A 16981-nucleotide genomic window follows, 5' to 3' on the forward strand; every position below is an offset into this window, starting at 1 on the left:
TGACAAGGGGTTTTTTTTATTACGATCGTTGATGAGCCTCAGCAAGCCATCCGAGGATTCGATACAGGCGCTGATCTTCAGCCATCTCGGCAAGCACCTGATGTTCTTCTACCAGGTCATATAACCGCTCGAGGGGCTCTCTCGAATCCTCTTTCTTTTTCTTTTTATCCTGAAGATCAGACCAAATCGTCTGAACCGTTTCATACGGCTGGAGTTCCTGCTTAGCAAAAAAGTGGCCGAGCTTGTCTACATCCTCTAAAAAGTCGCGGCCAAATCTTTCTTCCACTCGTTGGCTTAGTAAAGCAATTTCAACTTCATACATTGGATACACTTGGTTTTTGTCTTTTCCAATCCAAGGCGTCTCTAGAATAACTGGTTTTCCTTTGGCGGCATCATGATGGACGATATTTTTCAGTGCCTGATAGCCAATCAACCCAGAGCCCAGCGGAGCATGGCGGTCTTTACCCGCTCCTCGCATATTTTTGCTGTCATTGATGTGGAATACGGCTAATTTGTCCAATCCAATGATCCGATCGAAATCTTCTATCACCTGGTCAAAGTTGCCCACAATGTCATAGCCTGCATCGTGGGTGTGGCATGTATCGAAGCAGACGTCTAACTTCTCGTTGTATTTCACTTTTTCCATAATCGAAGCAAGCTCCTCAAATGACCTACCAATCTCGGTTCCTTTTCCCGCCATCGTTTCTAACGCAATATGTACGTCTTGGTCAGCCTCTAATACTTCATTCAACCCTTCAGCAATTCGCCGAATTCCATATTCAGGATCTTTATCTGTATAAGCTCCTGGGTGGAGCACGATATGCTTTACTCCGATATAAGCCGTACGTTTGATCTCTTCCCGTAGAAAGTTAACCGCCAATTCAAAGGTGTCGTCTTTATAAGACCCCAGATTAATGATATAGGGCGCGTGCACGACAATATCGGTAATTCCATGCTGCTCCATAAGCGCTTTGCCTTCTTCTATGTATAAGTCTTCCATGCGCTTGCGCCTGGTGTTTTGCGGTGCTCCTGTATATATCATAAAGGTAGAAGAACCATAGCTTAAAGCTTCTTCCGTAGCATTCAGCAGTCCTGTTTTCGAAAATGACACATGTGACCCTATTTTTAACATGTCTTGATCTCCCTCCGTCTAGCTTGACCCATCTTTTTATCTTACCAAAGTTTGCAAAAGAAAGAAAACCACACAGCAGGTTACTGTGTGGTTTAGCTTAAAATTCTGGAAGGTCTCCTAAGTTATGTCCTTCCATCGGTTGGACGCCATCGTCACCGCTAATGACCCAGGAACCATCCGCGTGAACCTCGGATAAGGTGTCAAGCTCTCGATTACGCGCTAGATCGTCGGCTTCCGCTACCGTGATCACGGTGTCTTTATCGGTTAAGAAATGCGTAATCTTTCCTTGATCGTCTTTTCTTACCGCTACGAGTTTCATGCTCATAAGGCCACCTCCCTTTATCAGGTTTAGTATGGCCCAATCTCTACATCTTACCTATATACGATGGGATCCTTGGCTCCCGCTTCTTCAAAGCCCTTCAGACGAAACTGACAGCTATCGCAGGTTCCACATGCCACTTCATCCCCTCGGTAACAAGAGGTTGTCAATTGATAAGGTACATTTAACTCTAATCCAAGCTTAATGGTTTCAGCCTTCGAAAGATGAGTCAATGGAGCGAGGATTTTTAGATTTCCTTCATTTACTCCAGCACGAGTTGCTAGATTAATCGTTTGAGTCATGGACTGAATAAATTCAGGTCGGCAGTCCGGATAACCGCTATAATCCACTGCACTTACTCCAATATAGATCACCTCTGCTCCTACAACCTCTGCATAGGCCGCTGCCAAAGAAAGAAAAATCATATTGCGAGCCGGAACATAGGTGACAGGGATATCCTCACTCCCGGAATAGTCGGGGACGTCTATCGAAGCATCGGTTAACGCACTCCCGCCGATTTGACCAAGAAACGTAAGGTCTACGATCCGGTGCTGCGGAGCCTTGTAAAAGGCTGCTACCTGTTTGGCATGCTCCACTTCATGTTTATGTCTTTGCCCATAGTCAAAGGTGATTGGATAGCATTCGTAACCCTCGTTTTGCGCAATCCCCATGCAAGTCGTACTATCGAGGCCTCCGCTTAAAATGACCACTGCTTTTTTAGACATTGATTTAGACTCCTTTCGTATCCGGATGCCAAATGTATTTATGGGTTTGAAGGCTTAGCTTCGCTCCCTTATATGGCGATAGAAGCAGCATCTTTACGAGATCGGCAGGGGCTAGCTTCTCCCAGACCGGACTAAAGAGAATTTGCCCTTGCTTATAGCGTGCTTCAATCACTTGGCTTGCTTCTTGAAATTCGGCTTCATCCCCAACAACGAATTTGATTTCATCCTGAGGTTCGAGCAGATCAAAATTGGAAAGGATCATCTGCTCACTTTCACCGCTTGAAGCCAGCTTGTAATCCAGAACGAAGCGTACTTTTTCCTTTACACTAGTATTGGCCTTTCGTTCTTCTTGAAAGGGAGACAAGTCAATGGCACCATTCGTTTCGATGTGAATATCCTGGATGTCTTTCACATCTGCTAAGGCTCGAACCAAAGCAAGCGACTTCTCTCCATGCATAAGAGGCTCTCCCCCGGTTAAGCAAACGTGAGGATTCCCATACTGAGCGGTTTGTTCCACGATGTCTTCGATCGTGGCATAGAACTCAGGCGGATGCGGCGCATAGCTGTATTGGGTATCACACCATACACAGCGAAGATTACAATTATATAAGCGAACAAAGGTGGTTAAAAAGCCGGCTTTCAGACCTTCGCCTTCCACCGTTTCAAAAATCTCTACCATTGGAAGTTTACGTGTTTGTTCCATTATGCCTCCATCCATTCCCGCTTCAGGTAAGCATAACTTGTAGGCGTTTCATATAAAGTAAGTTCCTCAATACGTAAGGAATCCCCTTCCATTTGAGCCAGAGCTTTCTCTAACTCCTCCCAAATCCAAACAATCATATTTTCCGCGGTGGTGTTCATCGGCGGCAAGACCTCGTTGAGGTATTTATGATCAAGTTTCGCCTCAATTTGCTCTTTAAACACGCGCTTGATATCCGAAAAGTCCACAACAATCCCGATCGCATTTACGAAGCCGCTAAAATGCACAATGGCTCGGTAGGTGTGTCCATGCAGGTTTACACACTTCCCGTCGTAGGCGTGCAAATGATGTGCGGCATCAAACGTAAATTCTTTGACTACCCCTACCCGCTTATGATGGTATTTCAACTGGTCTAAACCAATATCCTGGCCTAGCTTCTGTACTTTCGTTGGTATTTTATATTCAGACATGTTGGGCCTCCTTGAAGAAAATGAAAAACCCCCATAAATAAGCATATGGGAGCCATTATCGCTTTTTTCATTTTCTCTCCCTAGTTTTTTTGCTGAGTGGCGGGAATTTCGAACACTCATGTATCACTATAACATAATACCTATAGGGATGAAATAAGTTTATTTTTTATAACCCATGACATACTGCTTAGGGGTTAACGGGTTGCTATCTAGTGCAATGGAGGCTTCATTCGCCCAGAAAGGATTGCGTAACATGCCTCGTCCCACAGCGATCAGGTCCGCTTGCTCGTTCCCAAGGACGGACTCAGCCAGGATCGCATTGTCCAATCGACCTACTGCAATCACTGGCACGTTTACTTCTTTTTTAATTCGCTCTGCTAGCAGCACTTGATAACCAGGGTGAGCGCCAGGTGTTCCGCCTGAACCAATGGGACCTTCGCCCCCTGAGGATATGTGGAACACATCTACCCCCGCGTTTCGGTATCGCTTGGCCATCTCTACGGCATAATCAACGTCATATCCACCATCTGTGTATTCTTTTGCGGAAATTCGAATGATAAGTGGCATGTCTTCAGGCATGACTTCCTTCGCTGCCCGAATCACTTGTTCTCCGAAAAGGAATGGATCTTGTCCATACTCATCTGTTCGTTTATTGGTTAAAGGTGAAGAAAATTGGTGAATTAAATAACCATGAGCACCGTGGAGCTCGATCGTATCGACCCCAGCCTCTACGGCTCGTCTAACACCCGCTTGGTATTTCGTAATTATTTCTTTCACTTCATCTGTCGTCAGCTCACGAGGAGTCTTAAACTTATCGTTGAATGCGATCGGGGAAGAGGAAACAGGCTCTGGGGCATCTTGTGCTTTTCTCCCTGCGTGCGCCACTTGAATGGCTACCTTCGCCCCATACTTATGACACTCGTCAATAATTTGCTTAAAAGCTGGGACGTGCTCATCCGACCAAATCCCCAGACAATGATCCGTAATTCTTCCCCTGTCTTCTACATTCGTCATCTCGATAATGATAAGTCCAGCGCCCCCCACCGCACGGCTTGTATAGTGGACAAGATGCCATGAAGTCGGCATTCCATCTTTCTCAAGCGCTGAGTATTGACACATCGGCGGCATGACGACACGATTTTTTAGCTCTAAGCTTTTTAAAGAAAAAGGTTCAAACAACTTAGACATCGTTTTAGTTCCTCCCCTGTTTTTAGTATGATCTATGGTCTATCATAACCCAAATCCAGAAAACCGGTCTAGCTATATGGTACAATATGGAGAGAGTTTCATTGCAAAGGGGATTGATTTTATGGCCAAAACATGGATTACAGAAGAGTTCGATACACCTGCCGTTCTCATTCATCGTGGACGTCTACAAAAGAATATTGAAAAAATGGCTGAGTTTGCCCAAATGCATGGACTTGCCCTTCGTCCGCATATCAAGACCCATAAAATGATAGAGATTGCTCACATGCAGCTCGAAGCAGGAGCCATCGGTATTACCACTGCTAAAATAGGTGAAGCTGAAGTGATGGCCGCTCATGGGGTTCGCAATATCTTGATCGCCTATCCCATCCTTGGTGAAGAAAAGCTGTCCCGCCTTGCCCAGCTTAAGACGGTCGCCGCAGTAACCACGGTGATTGATGGCGTGGCTCAAGCGGAGGCCCTCTCTCGCTATGCTCTTGCGCATGAGCTACAGTTTCAGGTATTAATTGAAGTAGACACAGGGTTAAAACGATGCGGGGTGCTGCCTGGCCAGGATACCTTAAGCCTGTTTCACCAAGTGTCTGGACTGCCAGGCGTGGAAGTCGTAGGAATAATGACTCATGCAGGGCATGCCTACGGTGCAGCTACCCCGGAAGAAGTTGTCCGAATCGCGAGGCAAGAAGGCTTCGACATGGTCGAGAACGCAGGACTGCTTCGGTCCGAGGGTTTAACCCTTCATCAAGTGAGTGTGGGGGCCACTCCAACCGTTCGGCATTCCGGTCAGATCACAGGAGTTACCGAAATACGTCCAGGCAACTACGTTTTTAATGATCTAACGCAAATTCGACTTGGTGTAGCAACGGAAGAACAATGCTCCCTGCGAGTGGCTGCCCGGATCGTCAGTCATCCTGCAGTAGATCGATTGGTTATGGATGCCGGTGCGAAAACACTCGCGCTCGATCAAGGAGCACACGGAACCAAAGGAGTGGCCGGATTCGGACAAGTGCTCGGTCATCCGGAGCTAACGATTACGAGACTCTCAGAGGAGCATGGCGTGATACAGGTAGCTGGTCCTACAGAGCTTCGAGTGGGCGACATCATTGAGATTATCCCCAATCATAGCTGCCCAATTGTCAATCTAGCAGATCAAGTCATTGTAGTAGATGATAACGGCAAGAAAGAGGTTTGGAAGGTGGCCGCGCGGGGGCGTACGTCGTAAGGAGGCGGATCCTCGCCTCCCATTCCCAAACTATTTAAAATACCCAGCAACCATCTCTTCCGTGACCTCTTCTAAGGTAGCCGGCTTCCAATGCGGCTGGCGGTCCTTATCTACGAGGAGTGCTCGAACTCCCTCAAAGAAGTCATGGTTTTGCATAAAGTTAAGAGCCATTTTCCATTCCATCCCAAAGCAATCTGACAGCGATTTTCCCTGGCCTCGCTTGAGTTGCTCAAGGGTGACTTTTAAAGAGGTTGGAGATTTGTCCTGCAAGGTGTTCAGTTGAGCTTTTGCCCAGTCATCGCCAGACTCCGCAGCACGAGCCAAGGATTCCACAATCCCCTCCACCGTTTCTTTGGAAAAGTGTTGGTTAATCTGGGCTTCACGCTGTTCTAAAGAGGAGTCAATCGGCCCCTTCTCCCCGTAACGTTCCAACAATCCATCCACTAGAGCAAGGGGCTCCTTTGACTTCCAGTCTATGGTTTGCAGCTCTTGCTTGAGCTTCTCTACCTTCTCATGCTGTACGTAATAATCGGCAGCTCCGACCAACAGGATATCCGGAGGCAAAATAGTTTCCGCAGTCAAGGCAAAGTAGCGTCCGTATACGCCCGGCATCTGGTTTAGGAAATAACTCGCACCGACATCAGGGAAAAAGCCAATCGTCATCTCTGGCATCGCCCATCTGGTTTTTTCCGTTATAATCCGGTGAGAGGCTCCATAGGAAATTCCTACACCGCCCCCCATGACAAGTCCATCCATGAACACAAGAATGGGCTTAGGATAGTGATAGATCAATTCATCCATGCGATATTCAGTTTGAAAATAAGGCGAAGCAAACTCGACAATGCGGTCGTCTCTACGATCATAAAGAGAGCGAATGTCCCCTCCGGCACAAAAAGCTTTTTCACCTGCGCCCTGAAGACAAACGACGGCGATATCTTCTTGCTCCTTCCACGCGAGGAGTAGTTTTTCGATCTCTGTAACCATACCGTAAGAAAGAGCATTCAATGCTTTTGGCCGATTGAGCGTAATCCAGCCAATCCCACCTTTCGTTTCTGCTAATACTTCCATCTTCGCGCCCCCTATCCATTCTAGCTTTTATGTATCGCAAGGCTGAACCCTTTTCCTTAAAGGGTTCAGCCCTGCTTACTTACTTCGCTAAACTACCTAGAAATTCCTATTAAAAATATAATTTTAGTTGTGTTTCTCGAGAACGATTTCTTTTTCTATTACTACAGACTTTTTCTCGGACTTCCCCCGGTTAACGATAATAATTCCAGCCACCACTAATGCTAAAGCTACAAATACAAGCCCGTGTAAGGGTTCATCAAGGATCGCCGCGGAAAGCGCCACGCCGAACACAGGAATGAAAAACAAGTACATCGAGATATTGCCCACCTTGTTGTACTTCATGACATTATTCCACAGAACAAAACCAGCGGCCGATAGGATGGCTAAATAAAGAAGCATAAGAATGGATGCAGCGGTAAAAGGAAACGGGGTAAAACCAACGACTAGTCCTCCCGCTAAAGTAAGCCCTACTCCCCCCAACAGCATCTGATAGGAGGTCATATAAAGAATGTCTAGTTTAGCCGCTTCGTTTTTGGCGAAGATGTTGCCTAATGCGCCGCAAAACATCGCAATTAACAAACAGACTTCGCCTATACCGAAGGAAAAATGATAGCTTCCCTTGGATAAACTGACAACGATGACCCCCATAAAGCCAATCAACAGACCTGATACCTTCCGCCAGCTTAAAAAATCATTCTGGTAGAGGAAGTGCGCAATGATAATCTGAAAGAAGGACGTGGTTCCGGCGATAATAGAGCCTTGAATCCCCGTACTGTAGCTCAGCCCCACATAGAAAAATAGGTATTGGAAGAATGTTTGAAACAAACCAACCTTCGTTAAGCTAGGGAGAGTCTGCGTTTTTAGACCGGTGGGTTTCCCTAGAATTCGGATAAAGAGGAGAATCAGACAAGCAGCCAGAATGAATCGGTACCCCGCAAATAAAAGCTGCTCAAACGTTTCTCCAGGCTCAATATGTAGTGCTGCATAACTGAGCTTGATAAAGGGAAACGAGCTTCCCCAGAGAAACGTTGCTCCGCAGGAAGCTACGACGATCCCCACCGGGTGGGTAAAAAATGGTTCAGCCTTCACTTTAATTAACTCCCTGCTCTTCAATATTAAATACAGTTAAAGTATAGTGGATAGAAGCTTTGTCATCAATCTTAAAAACCTCAGGGAGGAAAAAAATGGCTACAGCGGATCGAATCAAATGGAATGAAAAATATCGACAAAAACTCCAGGAGAGACTCTGCCCCCCACCGCCAAACGAGACTCTTTTAGGTATTGTAAGCTCCTATCTGACAGGAGGAAGTTGCCTGGATCTCGCCTGTGGTTTAGGCGGCAACAGCTTTTATTTAGCTAAGCATGGATACCAGGTTACAGCTGTAGATGTCTCCGATGTGGCCTTAGATTTTATACAAGAAAAAGCAACAGACCATGGCTTGTCTATCCTAACGCAGCAGCAGGACCTAGATCAGATCCAACTGCAAGAAGAAGCGTACGACTTAGTCATCGTCACCTATTTTCTCGACCGGAAACTGTTTCCCTCTTTGAAGCAGGCCGTGAAAAAAGAAGGGTTATTGTTTATGGAAACCTTCTATCAGGAAGATCATGCTCCTCCCGAGATGAATCCAGCTTTTAAGTTAAAAACCGATGAACTGCGAACCGAGTTTGACGATTGGTCTATTCTTTATTGGAATCAAGCCAAAGGGATCCAGAGCATATTAGGGAGAAAGCCTCACTAACCCTGAATGAATAGCCGTAAAGGTATGTTGGTAAAGGATGGTGGTTCCGAGTGAAATCGGGGCTGGGATAGAGATCTGTAAGTTGAAGTGACGGAAGTACTCTGTCCAGAAGTAGGGGATCATGTCGGGCACCTTTTGGTAAAGGGCAAGAATCGCTTGTGGATCCTTAGTGGAGGGTTCAAGACGGAACTTCGCTATCGTTAGCAGCTCCTCTCGAAAAGGCTTGTATCGCTCAGCATACCATTGGGCAGCCTTACACTTTGTCAGGATTTTTCCTGTCTTCAGATTATAGAGAAATCGAGGGAAAGTTAAAATGATTCCAATGTCATCATCCGTAGGTCGTTCACGATGGTAATAGGGCTGAAGAGGTGTCGTCATAGAGTAGGTTTCTAATATTCGATAGAAGTTTCCCAGCTCATCGGCTTGATAGGTTTTGGGTAGACGAGGAAAACGGTGTATCAGATGTTCCCCTTTTAGGGTTTTACCGTGGTTAAGGAGGGTATGCAGTTCCATTCCGTCAATCGGCATGCCTTGAACTGTCCGCAGTCCCTTTTTACTAACCGTCCATGCCGTCCCCTTATTAGCAGTCAATAGCTTGACTCCTAATAAATTGATCCAAAGTTTTTCTCCGAAAGGATGCTTGCTTTCCCACTCATTCCATAATCCTATTAACAGACTAACGTCCTTTCGCGAGGCTTCTCTTAAAACAACAATCAAATCAATATCGCTGAAATGAAGCGTAAACTCGTTTAGGACAATTCCTCCGTGCAAAATGGTAGACATATGATTATCCCCAAAGGTACTTTCGATATCATTTCCGACTTGCTGAAGAAAAGCTTTTAGTTTTTGGGGCTGTTTAATCACACTTTCACTCCTCTTCTTTTCCGGTCCATTTACTACAGTCTATGTCTAGATAAGAATGTCCCGCAACCGAAGAACAAGGAAAAACCTCCAGTTCCCGACTGGAGGTTTTTCATGATGCTTACCCGTTCACCTTCTGGAATTGGAGCATGAATTCACGGAAAGCTAAGCAGGACTCATAAGGAACGGCATTGTAGATCGAAGCACGGCATCCACCTACTGAACGGTGACCATTAACTCCGATAAAGCCTTCTTTCTTAGCCTCGGCAAGGAATTGCTTCTCTAATGTCTCATCCTTCACGCGGAAGGTCACGTTCATCAGCGAGCGACTATTAGGCTCGGCATGGCCTACATAGAAGCCTTGGCTCGCATCGATTGCATCATATATCAGACCAGCCTTCTCTTCATTGCGTTTGGCAATTTGCTCTAATCCGCCCGTTTCCTCAATCCAACTCAGAACCTCTCCTAGCATATAGATGCCAAAGGTTGGAGGAGTATTGTACAACGAATTGTTTTTGGAATGGGTGCTATATCGCAGCATGGCAGGTAAATTCTTGTTTGCTCTCTCAATCATATCTTTACGAATGATGACGACCGTTACGCCAGAAGGACCAAGATTCTTCTGTGCACCAGCGTAAATCATGGCAAACTTGCTTACATCAACGGGCTTCGACATAATATCACTGGACATATCACCGATCAAGGGAACATCACCGGTGTCAGGGAAGCTAGACCATTGAGTTCCAAAAATGGTGTTATTGGATGTAAGGTGAACGTAAGCATCCGTAGGCTGATAACGCAGCTCATCAAAGGAAGGAATACGGCGATAGTTCTCCCCTTTTGTACTAGCTGCTTCGTAAGGCTTTCCGTATAATTTAGCATCTTCCAACGCCTTTTCAGACCAAGCTCCTGTCATGATATAAGCTGCCGTGCTATCAGGCTGCAGGAAGTTCATCGGAATCATGCCAAATTGCAAACTCGCTCCTCCTTGAAGGAAAAGCACTTCATATTCTTCAGGAATAGAAAGTAGGCTGCGCATCTTGGCAATGGCTGTGTTATGTACTTCTTCAAAGGCTGCACTGCGATGGCTTAACTCCATAACCGACATTCCGTTGGCACGAAAATCTACCAGTTCCTCTTGCGCCTTCTGCAAAACGGCTAAAGGCAAAGCGGAAGGTCCAGCATTAAAATTATGGGCTCGTCTAATTTGTTCTTTCACGTCTCTCACTCCTAATATCTCTACTTAATGTAAAATTTCAAAATCTCCAATAATCTTCATGTACCATATCTTATCACCACTTGATAAGAAAAGGAAAGAAAAAATAGGAATCCTGCGATTCCTATCTCTATTCTTTGCCTATTTACCTTTCTGTAGTATGGCTTCTTTGCAGCATTTTGTACGAAACCCATCTTGATAAGAGTCCTTGTCGAGGGGCGAACAGGAAGCCTAGAACAAACTGTAGCAGGGCAAAGGTCGTCATAGAGCCTGAGATGGAGACATCCCAAAAGACAGCTAACAGATACCCGCCTACGGCGGAGGTGACCCCAAACAGCAGACTGAGCAAAAGCATCCGGCTCAGTCGCTCGGTCAACAGGTAAGCCGTGGCACCTGGAATCACAAGCATCGCCACCACGAGAATGGCTCCGACACTTTCAAAGGCGGCCACCGTATTCATGGACACTAAACCCATCAGGGTATAATGGATCCACACAACCGGAATGCCTAGTGCCGTCGCGAGCTGGGGATCAAAAGAAGTAAGCTTAATCTCCTTATACAACAAGCCCACAACCGTGAGGGTCAACACAAACACTCCCCCCATCATCCAGACGGCCTTGGGAAGTTCAATACCTATAAAGGTAACCAGTTCCCAAGGGGCATACGCAATCTCACCGTATAAGACATGCTGGAGATCCAAGTGAACCCTTGAAGTATAAAGCGAAACCAAGACCACGCCAAGGGAAAATAAGGCGGTGAACGTGACGCCGATGGCCGCATCGGACTGAACGCCGCTTCCGTGTAGGGTCTGTATAAAAAAAGCGGTCAGTAAACCTACAATCGTAGCTCCGATCAGCATCACAATCCCGTCCATACTATGACTGATCAAAAAGGCAAGCACGATCCCTGGTAGAATAGCATGGCTAATCGCATCTCCTAGCATCGCCATTCGCCTCAAGATCAGGAAGCAGCCAACGAGTCCGCAAGAAGACGCGACCAACGAACCAATAAGAATAATCCAAGCGCTGTGGCTCATAGGTCCCCTCCTTTCGTCGGCGCTTCATTATAGTTATCTTGATAGGGGTGATCATAGCGGATCTCCAAGAATGGAGTTAATTGAGGTTTACGCTGATGATCAAGGAGTAGTCCCTGCAGTTCGTTTAAGGTGCTTTCAGAAACAAAATCCTGAACTCTCCTTGACTCCTCCTGCAAATTCAGAGTGCCATACCGCGCCTGATAGATTAAAAGCATTTCATACAGACGTTGATTGAGGGTCACGCTATAAGCTTCTTGAAGTCCTCTTTCGGTTAAAGTCCAGTTCACTCCCTTTTCACTAACCCATCCTGCTGCTTGAAGACGCTGCAGATATCTTAGCATGGTGTTCTTGTGATCAGGCCGAAGTTGATGCAACTGATCTAGCGTATACCCTTTTTTCCAAGATTGATCTTGGAGAAAGTCTCTTTCGCTCAGGTCGTAAAGGGATTGGAGAAGGTTTTCAGAGATAATCTTTTGCCTGAGCTTCAGGTGCCTAATAGCTTTTGCCAATAAGCCCCGTTCGGGAGCAAAAAATAAAGAAAGTAGAAATATAAAGGTTGCCGCCAGTACAATCACGGGTCCTGTCGGAAGATTAGGAGTTATGGCGCTGAGGACCGTTCCTAATACGCCTGCTAAACCTCCAAATACGCCTGAAAGGAAAACCATCCCATTCAGCTCCTCTGTCCAATAGCGTGCAGCTACGGCAGGGATAATGAGCATGGCGGCCATGAGGACCACCCCTACAGCTTGTAGACCAATGACAACAGCTAATACGATCATCAGCATCAGAAGCGTATTCAACGCGCCCATGGGTAAGCCTATCCCTCTTCCAAATTGAGGGTCGAAGCAAAGCAGCTTTAATTCTTTAAACAGAGCAAAGGTAATCGCAAGAAGAAGGAAGGCTACCACACTAATGACCTCTACATCGGCTCCAACCAGGGAAGCTGCCTTGCCGAAAAGGAAAGCATCCAATCCACTCTGACTTGCTTTCCCGGATTGGGAGATCTTCGTAAGCAATACGATTCCCACTCCAAAGAAGCCTGTTAAAATGATAGCCATCGAGGTATCCGGCTTAATCTTAGAATAAGCCGAAATTTGACCAATGCAGAGGGCACCGATTAACCCCGCGATGGTGGCACCCAGCATAAAGATTCCAATTGACTTTGAGCCGTACAGCATAAACGCTATGCATATACCCGGAAGAGCGGCATGGGCGACAGCATCGCCCATCAAGCTATATTTCTTAAATAGGGCAAAACACCCTAGTACACCACTGCTCAACCCGAGCAATAAACATCCAGTGATCACCCATCGGGCATTCGGATCCTGGAATAAGGCTACTAGAAATTCCATGTACATCCCTATCCTTGTAGAAGAGCCGGCCCCATGTCATTTAACACGTGCAGTCGACCCCCATATGTTTTTTGTAGATTATCGTACGTAAACACTTCCTCGGTTGGCCCAAAGGCTATCTTACGCAAGTTTATCAGAAGGACCCAATCAAAATACTCCTTTACCGTCTGCAAGTCATGGTGGACGACAAGTACCGTTTTACCTTGAGACTTGAGCTCATTAAGCAAGGCAATGATGGCCTTTTCTGTTGCTGCGTCGACTCCGACGAATGGTTCATCCATAAAGTAGACTTTTGCGTCTTGAGCTAGTGCTCTTGCAAGAAACACCCGCTGTTGTTGTCCGCCCGACAGTTGGCTGATTTGGCGGTGGGCATAGTCGGCCATTCCTACCTTTTCTAAGCAGGACATGGCTATCTCTTTATCGCTAGAACGAAGCCATTTGAACATGCCCACATGGCCATATCGCCCCATCATCACAACATCCAAGGCATTCGTGGGAAAGTCCCAGTCCACAGACTCCCGTTGCGGAACATATCCCACGAGCTTTCTTTGGGTAAGATAAGGTCTGCCGTAGATCTCTACAGAACCGGAAGCCAACGGTACAAGCCCTAAAGTTCCTTTAATGAGCGTGGACTTGCCGGCCCCATTGGGCCCGACAATTCCGATGAGCTTTCCTCCCGGAGCTTGGAAGCTGACTTCTCGCAGTACCGGTTTTTTATGATAGGCAATGGTCATGTTCTCTACGGTTACAGCAGGTTCCATGTGTTGTGCCTCCTATCTATTTCAAAGCCGAAACTATAGTATCGATATTGTGCCGGAACATTCCGATATAAGTGCCTTCTTCTGTCCCGTCATCCCCCATGGCATCAGAAAACAATTCTCCGCCCACTTGCACTTCATGCCCTTTTTTTCTAGCCCCTTCCACTACAGCCTCGATTGCTTTTGAAGATACGCTAGATTCTACAAAGACGGCTTTAATATTTCTGTCCACTAGGATGTCGACAAGCGCTTGAACATCGGCTAGCCCGTATTCGGCATCCGTGCTTATGCCTTGAAGCGCCATGACCTCAATGTTGTAGGCTTTTCCGAAATACCCAAAGGCATCGTGAGCGGTTACGAGTACGCGAGATTCCTCAGGGATGAGGGAAATTTGATCTTTTCCATATTGATCTAGCTCCTCTAGCTGAGCGAGGTAGGCAGCTGCATTCTTGGTATAGTCGGCCTTATGGGCAGGATCAAACTCGATGAGTGCGTCCCGTACTCGCTCGACAGCCTTCATCCATAATTGCACGTCAAACCAGATGTGAGGATCATAATGCCCATCAAACTCCTCGGGCTCTAGAAGAGCCTCTTCATCAATGGTTTCCGTTACTTGTATGGTGGGCTTACTGCTGGCCATCCGGACGAAAATATCGGCCATTTTACCTTCTAGATTCAAGCCATTGTAAAAAATCATATCTGCTTGGTCTAGCTTTCCAATGTCACCTTGGGATGCCTTATAAAGATGAGGATCCACACCGGGTCCCATAAGGGATTGGACTGCTACTCGATCTCCCCCCACATTTTTTACAATATCAGCGATCATCCCGGTAGTTGTGGTGATCTGAACTGTATCTTCAGGGGTTGATCCCGCTTGCTCCTGATTGGAGCAGGCGCCTAGGAACAAGCCCACAATCAATAGCAAGCTCAACGAAACGAACTTGAGACTCCTCATTGTGATCCTCCATTCTAATCTTTACTGTGTTTATATCGGTAAATTGTTTTTCCTTAAGTCAACAAATACGCGAAAAAAACTTCTTTCTTTTCACCACCTATCATGCCGCATTGTTTTTGGGTAATAGTAGCCTATGAGAATCCTAATCCATGCGTGCCTACTTTATCTTGGATTGCCTGTTAGAGGACCTAAGCTTAGCAATTTTTTCACGGATGTCTTTTTCTTCATCCGAAGTCAAAATCCCCAGTCGGAATAAAACTCCTGTAAGCTGTTCGACCCGATGAATATTTCGGTACGAGCCCATCTTTCTTCACCTCGTTGAAAAAAGTTTCCTATACTCAAAATATATTCCCCACCCAAAAAATATGTTACAAAGGAAACAAAAAAGAGGCCTCCCCCGTTCATGAATGGGAGAGGCACTCAAGTTTTATTCGTATTCCTATTCTTAGCCAGCTTCTGGTAAAGATGCTCTAAAGTTACAATTTCTTGATGCTCTAAGTCTCTGACAATGTGATTCCAAAGATCTATCACCGCCAGCGCATCCCCAAGAGCCGTATGGCGCCCAGAGTTCACTACCCCGTAATGCTGGCAGGCCTCGTCAAAGTTGGCATGTTCCAAATTCGAATCTAATAAGGGCATAATTCCGTATAGATCAAGAACTCGGTGGGTTATTCGCGTGCGGTGTTTTTTCCACAGAAAATAGTTGATAAACTTAATATCGTGTCCTACAAAATATCCAAGCAGAACGGAGGATCCGATATAGTTGAAAAATTCAGGTATCACCTTCTCAAGAGAGGGTGCTTGGTGAAGATGTTCGAGCGTGATGCCTGTAAGCTTACTAACCATGTGCGGGATATCTGCCTGGATACTCACGTAAGAATGGAAGGGTTCATCCGCAGTACCCCCACTCCATCTGGCTGCAGCTAGCGAGATGATTTCGTCGCCATGCTCCGGGGAAAAACCTGTCGTTTCTGAATCAATTCCTGCCACCTTGAGGGCACTTAAAGGAGTTTTTAGCTGTTTATCATGTTCGCTTGCTTCCCGGAGCATGTTTCTTTTCCAAGCCTCATTTTCTAATGAAGGGCGAGTTCCCCCAAGCATACGGTGGAGCATTTGTTGTAATCGCTGCATTACGGGAGCCCCTCCCATTTTTTTGCTGTTACTTCTTTTTTCCAGTGCTTTTGCTGCTTGCGAATGAACTGGAGATGTTGCTTCAGCTCCTCCACCTCATCCTGCCCCCAAGTAGACAGATTAATATAGTCCTGAAGCAACATATCCTGCTGGAAGCAATTCACATGGTGTCGAAGCCGAGAGAATAAATAAAAACGAAGGCATTCCAACCATTTATTTTTGATGTCCTTAGAAAAATATCCCCTTCGATACAGCTCTTCAATTCGTTGACGAGTTGACGTTTGTTCAATCCCTGAATAAAGGGCTAAAACGCGTATGATGGTAACCATCTGATAATAACCCCCTTCTTTTAGGTGAAAGAGGTCAGCGTGTGGACCGTAGCGCGGGGTAATCAGATTACCTAGCAACCCGATCGGTAATGGATAATTAAAGGCATATAGCATCACTTCTTTTATCCAAGGGGAAGAAGATGAGGTTTCGTGGAGCCAGCTTCGCACCGTCCTAAGCAAAGACGGATCACCATAGAGCGGGCGCAGGTCAAGGGAAAGCAGAAGATAACGCATATTTTCCGTCGTAAGCCGTTGGGTCCACTGTGTCCAATGCTCCTTCCATCCTGTTACACTCTGCATCCACCGCGGGTTGGTAGCCATAACCCAGCCATCACATAATGGATAACCATACGCAGAAAGTTCCTGAATGGCTTCTTCTGCCCAATCCACTAGATACTGATGGACCATCGTCCTAACTTCTTCCCCACAAGAAAAAATCACGGCATTGTCTTGATCCGTCCAGAGAGTTCTCTCCTGCCTTCCTCCACTACCCATCTCTAAAAAGCTAAAAGAAAATTCAAGCAACCTCTGCTTCGATCTAAGTTTTAGATCGATCGCCTCCAGCGCTTCCTGATGAACTTGATCGTGCAGCTTATTAATCGTAGTAATGGAGGAAAAAATAGTCTCTCTAGTAGCCTTTACCGCTACTTCTAGAATCTGTCGATGGTTCAGGTGAGAGTTTATATTCATGATGATCTCCCTCCTGATAGTATTGTGTAAGGTATTATAACATGATTGCGAGAAAATAAAAACAAGGGTTTT

The 16981-nt window shown here is 46.1% G+C and carries 19 protein-coding genes; 2 read left to right on the plus strand and 17 right to left on the minus strand.

Annotated elements, in window-relative coordinates; genetic code table 11:
• Positions 1 to 19: 19 nt before the first annotated feature.
• The 6 genes from EIZ58_RS14470 to EIZ58_RS14495 form a co-directional block, all read right to left on the minus strand.
• Positions 20 to 1132: a deoxyribonuclease IV gene (locus EIZ58_RS14470; RefSeq protein WP_134701500.1), complete on the minus strand. Its 1113-nt coding sequence runs from the start codon at positions 1130 to 1132 to the stop codon at positions 20 to 22.
• Between the two features lie 97 nt (positions 1133 to 1229).
• On the minus strand, positions 1230 to 1457 hold the full coding sequence (locus EIZ58_RS14475) for a hypothetical protein (RefSeq protein ID WP_134701501.1): 228 nt from the start codon (positions 1455 to 1457) through the stop codon (positions 1230 to 1232).
• 47 nt (positions 1458 to 1504) lie between these two features.
• Positions 1505 to 2176, minus strand: a complete 672-nt coding sequence (queC, locus tag EIZ58_RS14480; RefSeq protein ID WP_134701502.1) for a 7-cyano-7-deazaguanine synthase QueC — start codon at positions 2174 to 2176, stop codon at positions 1505 to 1507.
• 4 nt (positions 2177 to 2180) lie between these two features.
• Positions 2181 to 2879, minus strand: a complete 699-nt coding sequence (locus EIZ58_RS14485) for a 7-carboxy-7-deazaguanine synthase QueE (RefSeq protein WP_134701503.1) — start codon at positions 2877 to 2879, stop codon at positions 2181 to 2183.
• On the minus strand, positions 2879 to 3346 hold the full coding sequence (gene queD, locus EIZ58_RS14490) for a 6-carboxytetrahydropterin synthase QueD (protein WP_134701504.1): 468 nt from the start codon (positions 3344 to 3346) through the stop codon (positions 2879 to 2881). Before queD ends, EIZ58_RS14485 begins: the two co-directional genes overlap by 1 nt.
• Before the next feature lie 159 nt (positions 3347 to 3505).
• Positions 3506 to 4534: an NADH:flavin oxidoreductase/NADH oxidase gene (locus EIZ58_RS14495; protein WP_134701505.1), complete on the minus strand. Its 1029-nt coding sequence runs from the start codon at positions 4532 to 4534 to the stop codon at positions 3506 to 3508.
• A 121-nt stretch (positions 4535 to 4655) separates the two neighbouring features.
• On the opposite strand from EIZ58_RS14495, the gene EIZ58_RS14500 reads away from it, so the two are divergent.
• Positions 4656 to 5771 (plus strand): alanine racemase, encoded by a 1116-nt coding sequence (locus tag EIZ58_RS14500; protein ID WP_134701506.1) that lies wholly within the window; start codon positions 4656 to 4658, stop codon positions 5769 to 5771.
• 30 nt (positions 5772 to 5801) lie between these two features.
• On the opposite strand, the gene EIZ58_RS14505 is transcribed toward EIZ58_RS14500, so the two are convergent.
• Positions 5802 to 6839, minus strand: a complete 1038-nt coding sequence (locus EIZ58_RS14505) for an enoyl-CoA hydratase/isomerase family protein (RefSeq protein WP_134701507.1) — start codon at positions 6837 to 6839, stop codon at positions 5802 to 5804.
• Between the two features lie 123 nt (positions 6840 to 6962).
• Complete coding sequence (locus tag EIZ58_RS14510; protein WP_134701508.1) at positions 6963 to 7928, minus strand: DMT family transporter; 966 nt, start codon at positions 7926 to 7928, stop codon at positions 6963 to 6965.
• Between the two features lie 95 nt (positions 7929 to 8023).
• Between EIZ58_RS14510 and EIZ58_RS14515 the strand changes: the two genes are divergently transcribed.
• Positions 8024 to 8581, plus strand: coding sequence for a methyltransferase domain-containing protein (locus EIZ58_RS14515; RefSeq protein WP_134701509.1), 558 nt, complete (start codon positions 8024 to 8026; stop codon positions 8579 to 8581).
• Here EIZ58_RS14515 and EIZ58_RS14520 read toward each other — a convergent pair.
• The 9 genes from EIZ58_RS14520 to EIZ58_RS14555 form a co-directional block, all read right to left on the minus strand.
• Positions 8561 to 9445, minus strand: coding sequence for an aminoglycoside adenylyltransferase domain-containing protein (locus EIZ58_RS14520; RefSeq protein ID WP_134701510.1), 885 nt, complete (start codon positions 9443 to 9445; stop codon positions 8561 to 8563). The two genes, EIZ58_RS14515 and EIZ58_RS14520, sit on opposite strands and share 21 nt — an antisense overlap.
• Before the next feature lie 118 nt (positions 9446 to 9563).
• Positions 9564 to 10661, minus strand: a complete 1098-nt coding sequence (gene serC / locus EIZ58_RS14525; RefSeq protein ID WP_134701511.1) for a 3-phosphoserine/phosphohydroxythreonine transaminase — start codon at positions 10659 to 10661, stop codon at positions 9564 to 9566.
• 142 nt (positions 10662 to 10803) lie between these two features.
• On the minus strand, positions 10804 to 11694 hold the full coding sequence (locus EIZ58_RS14530; protein WP_134701512.1) for a metal ABC transporter permease: 891 nt from the start codon (positions 11692 to 11694) through the stop codon (positions 10804 to 10806).
• Complete coding sequence (locus tag EIZ58_RS14535; RefSeq protein ID WP_167577714.1) at positions 11691 to 13046, minus strand: metal ABC transporter permease; 1356 nt, start codon at positions 13044 to 13046, stop codon at positions 11691 to 11693. Before EIZ58_RS14535 ends, EIZ58_RS14530 begins: the two co-directional genes overlap by 4 nt.
• An 8-nt stretch (positions 13047 to 13054) precedes the next feature.
• Complete coding sequence (locus EIZ58_RS14540) at positions 13055 to 13807, minus strand: metal ABC transporter ATP-binding protein (RefSeq protein ID WP_134701514.1); 753 nt, start codon at positions 13805 to 13807, stop codon at positions 13055 to 13057.
• A gap of 16 nt (positions 13808 to 13823) precedes the next feature.
• Complete coding sequence (locus EIZ58_RS14545) at positions 13824 to 14759, minus strand: metal ABC transporter solute-binding protein, Zn/Mn family (RefSeq protein ID WP_134701515.1); 936 nt, start codon at positions 14757 to 14759, stop codon at positions 13824 to 13826.
• A 157-nt stretch (positions 14760 to 14916) separates the two neighbouring features.
• Positions 14917 to 15063, minus strand: a complete 147-nt coding sequence (locus EIZ58_RS33400) for a hypothetical protein (RefSeq protein ID WP_167577715.1) — start codon at positions 15061 to 15063, stop codon at positions 14917 to 14919.
• Positions 15064 to 15179: 116 nt separating this feature from the next.
• On the minus strand, positions 15180 to 15890 hold the full coding sequence (locus EIZ58_RS14550; RefSeq protein ID WP_167577716.1) for an exonuclease domain-containing protein: 711 nt from the start codon (positions 15888 to 15890) through the stop codon (positions 15180 to 15182).
• A complete protein-coding gene (locus EIZ58_RS14555) occupies positions 15890 to 16909 on the minus strand; it encodes a DUF294 nucleotidyltransferase-like domain-containing protein (protein WP_134701517.1) in 1020 nt (339 codons plus the stop codon). The genes EIZ58_RS14550 and EIZ58_RS14555 overlap by 1 nt, the downstream gene beginning before the upstream one ends.
• Positions 16910 to 16981 lie beyond the last annotated feature (72 nt).

The organism is Ammoniphilus sp. YIM 78166, from assembly GCF_004522215.1.
Lineage (GTDB): Bacteria > Bacillota > Bacilli > Aneurinibacillales > RAOX-1 > YIM-78166.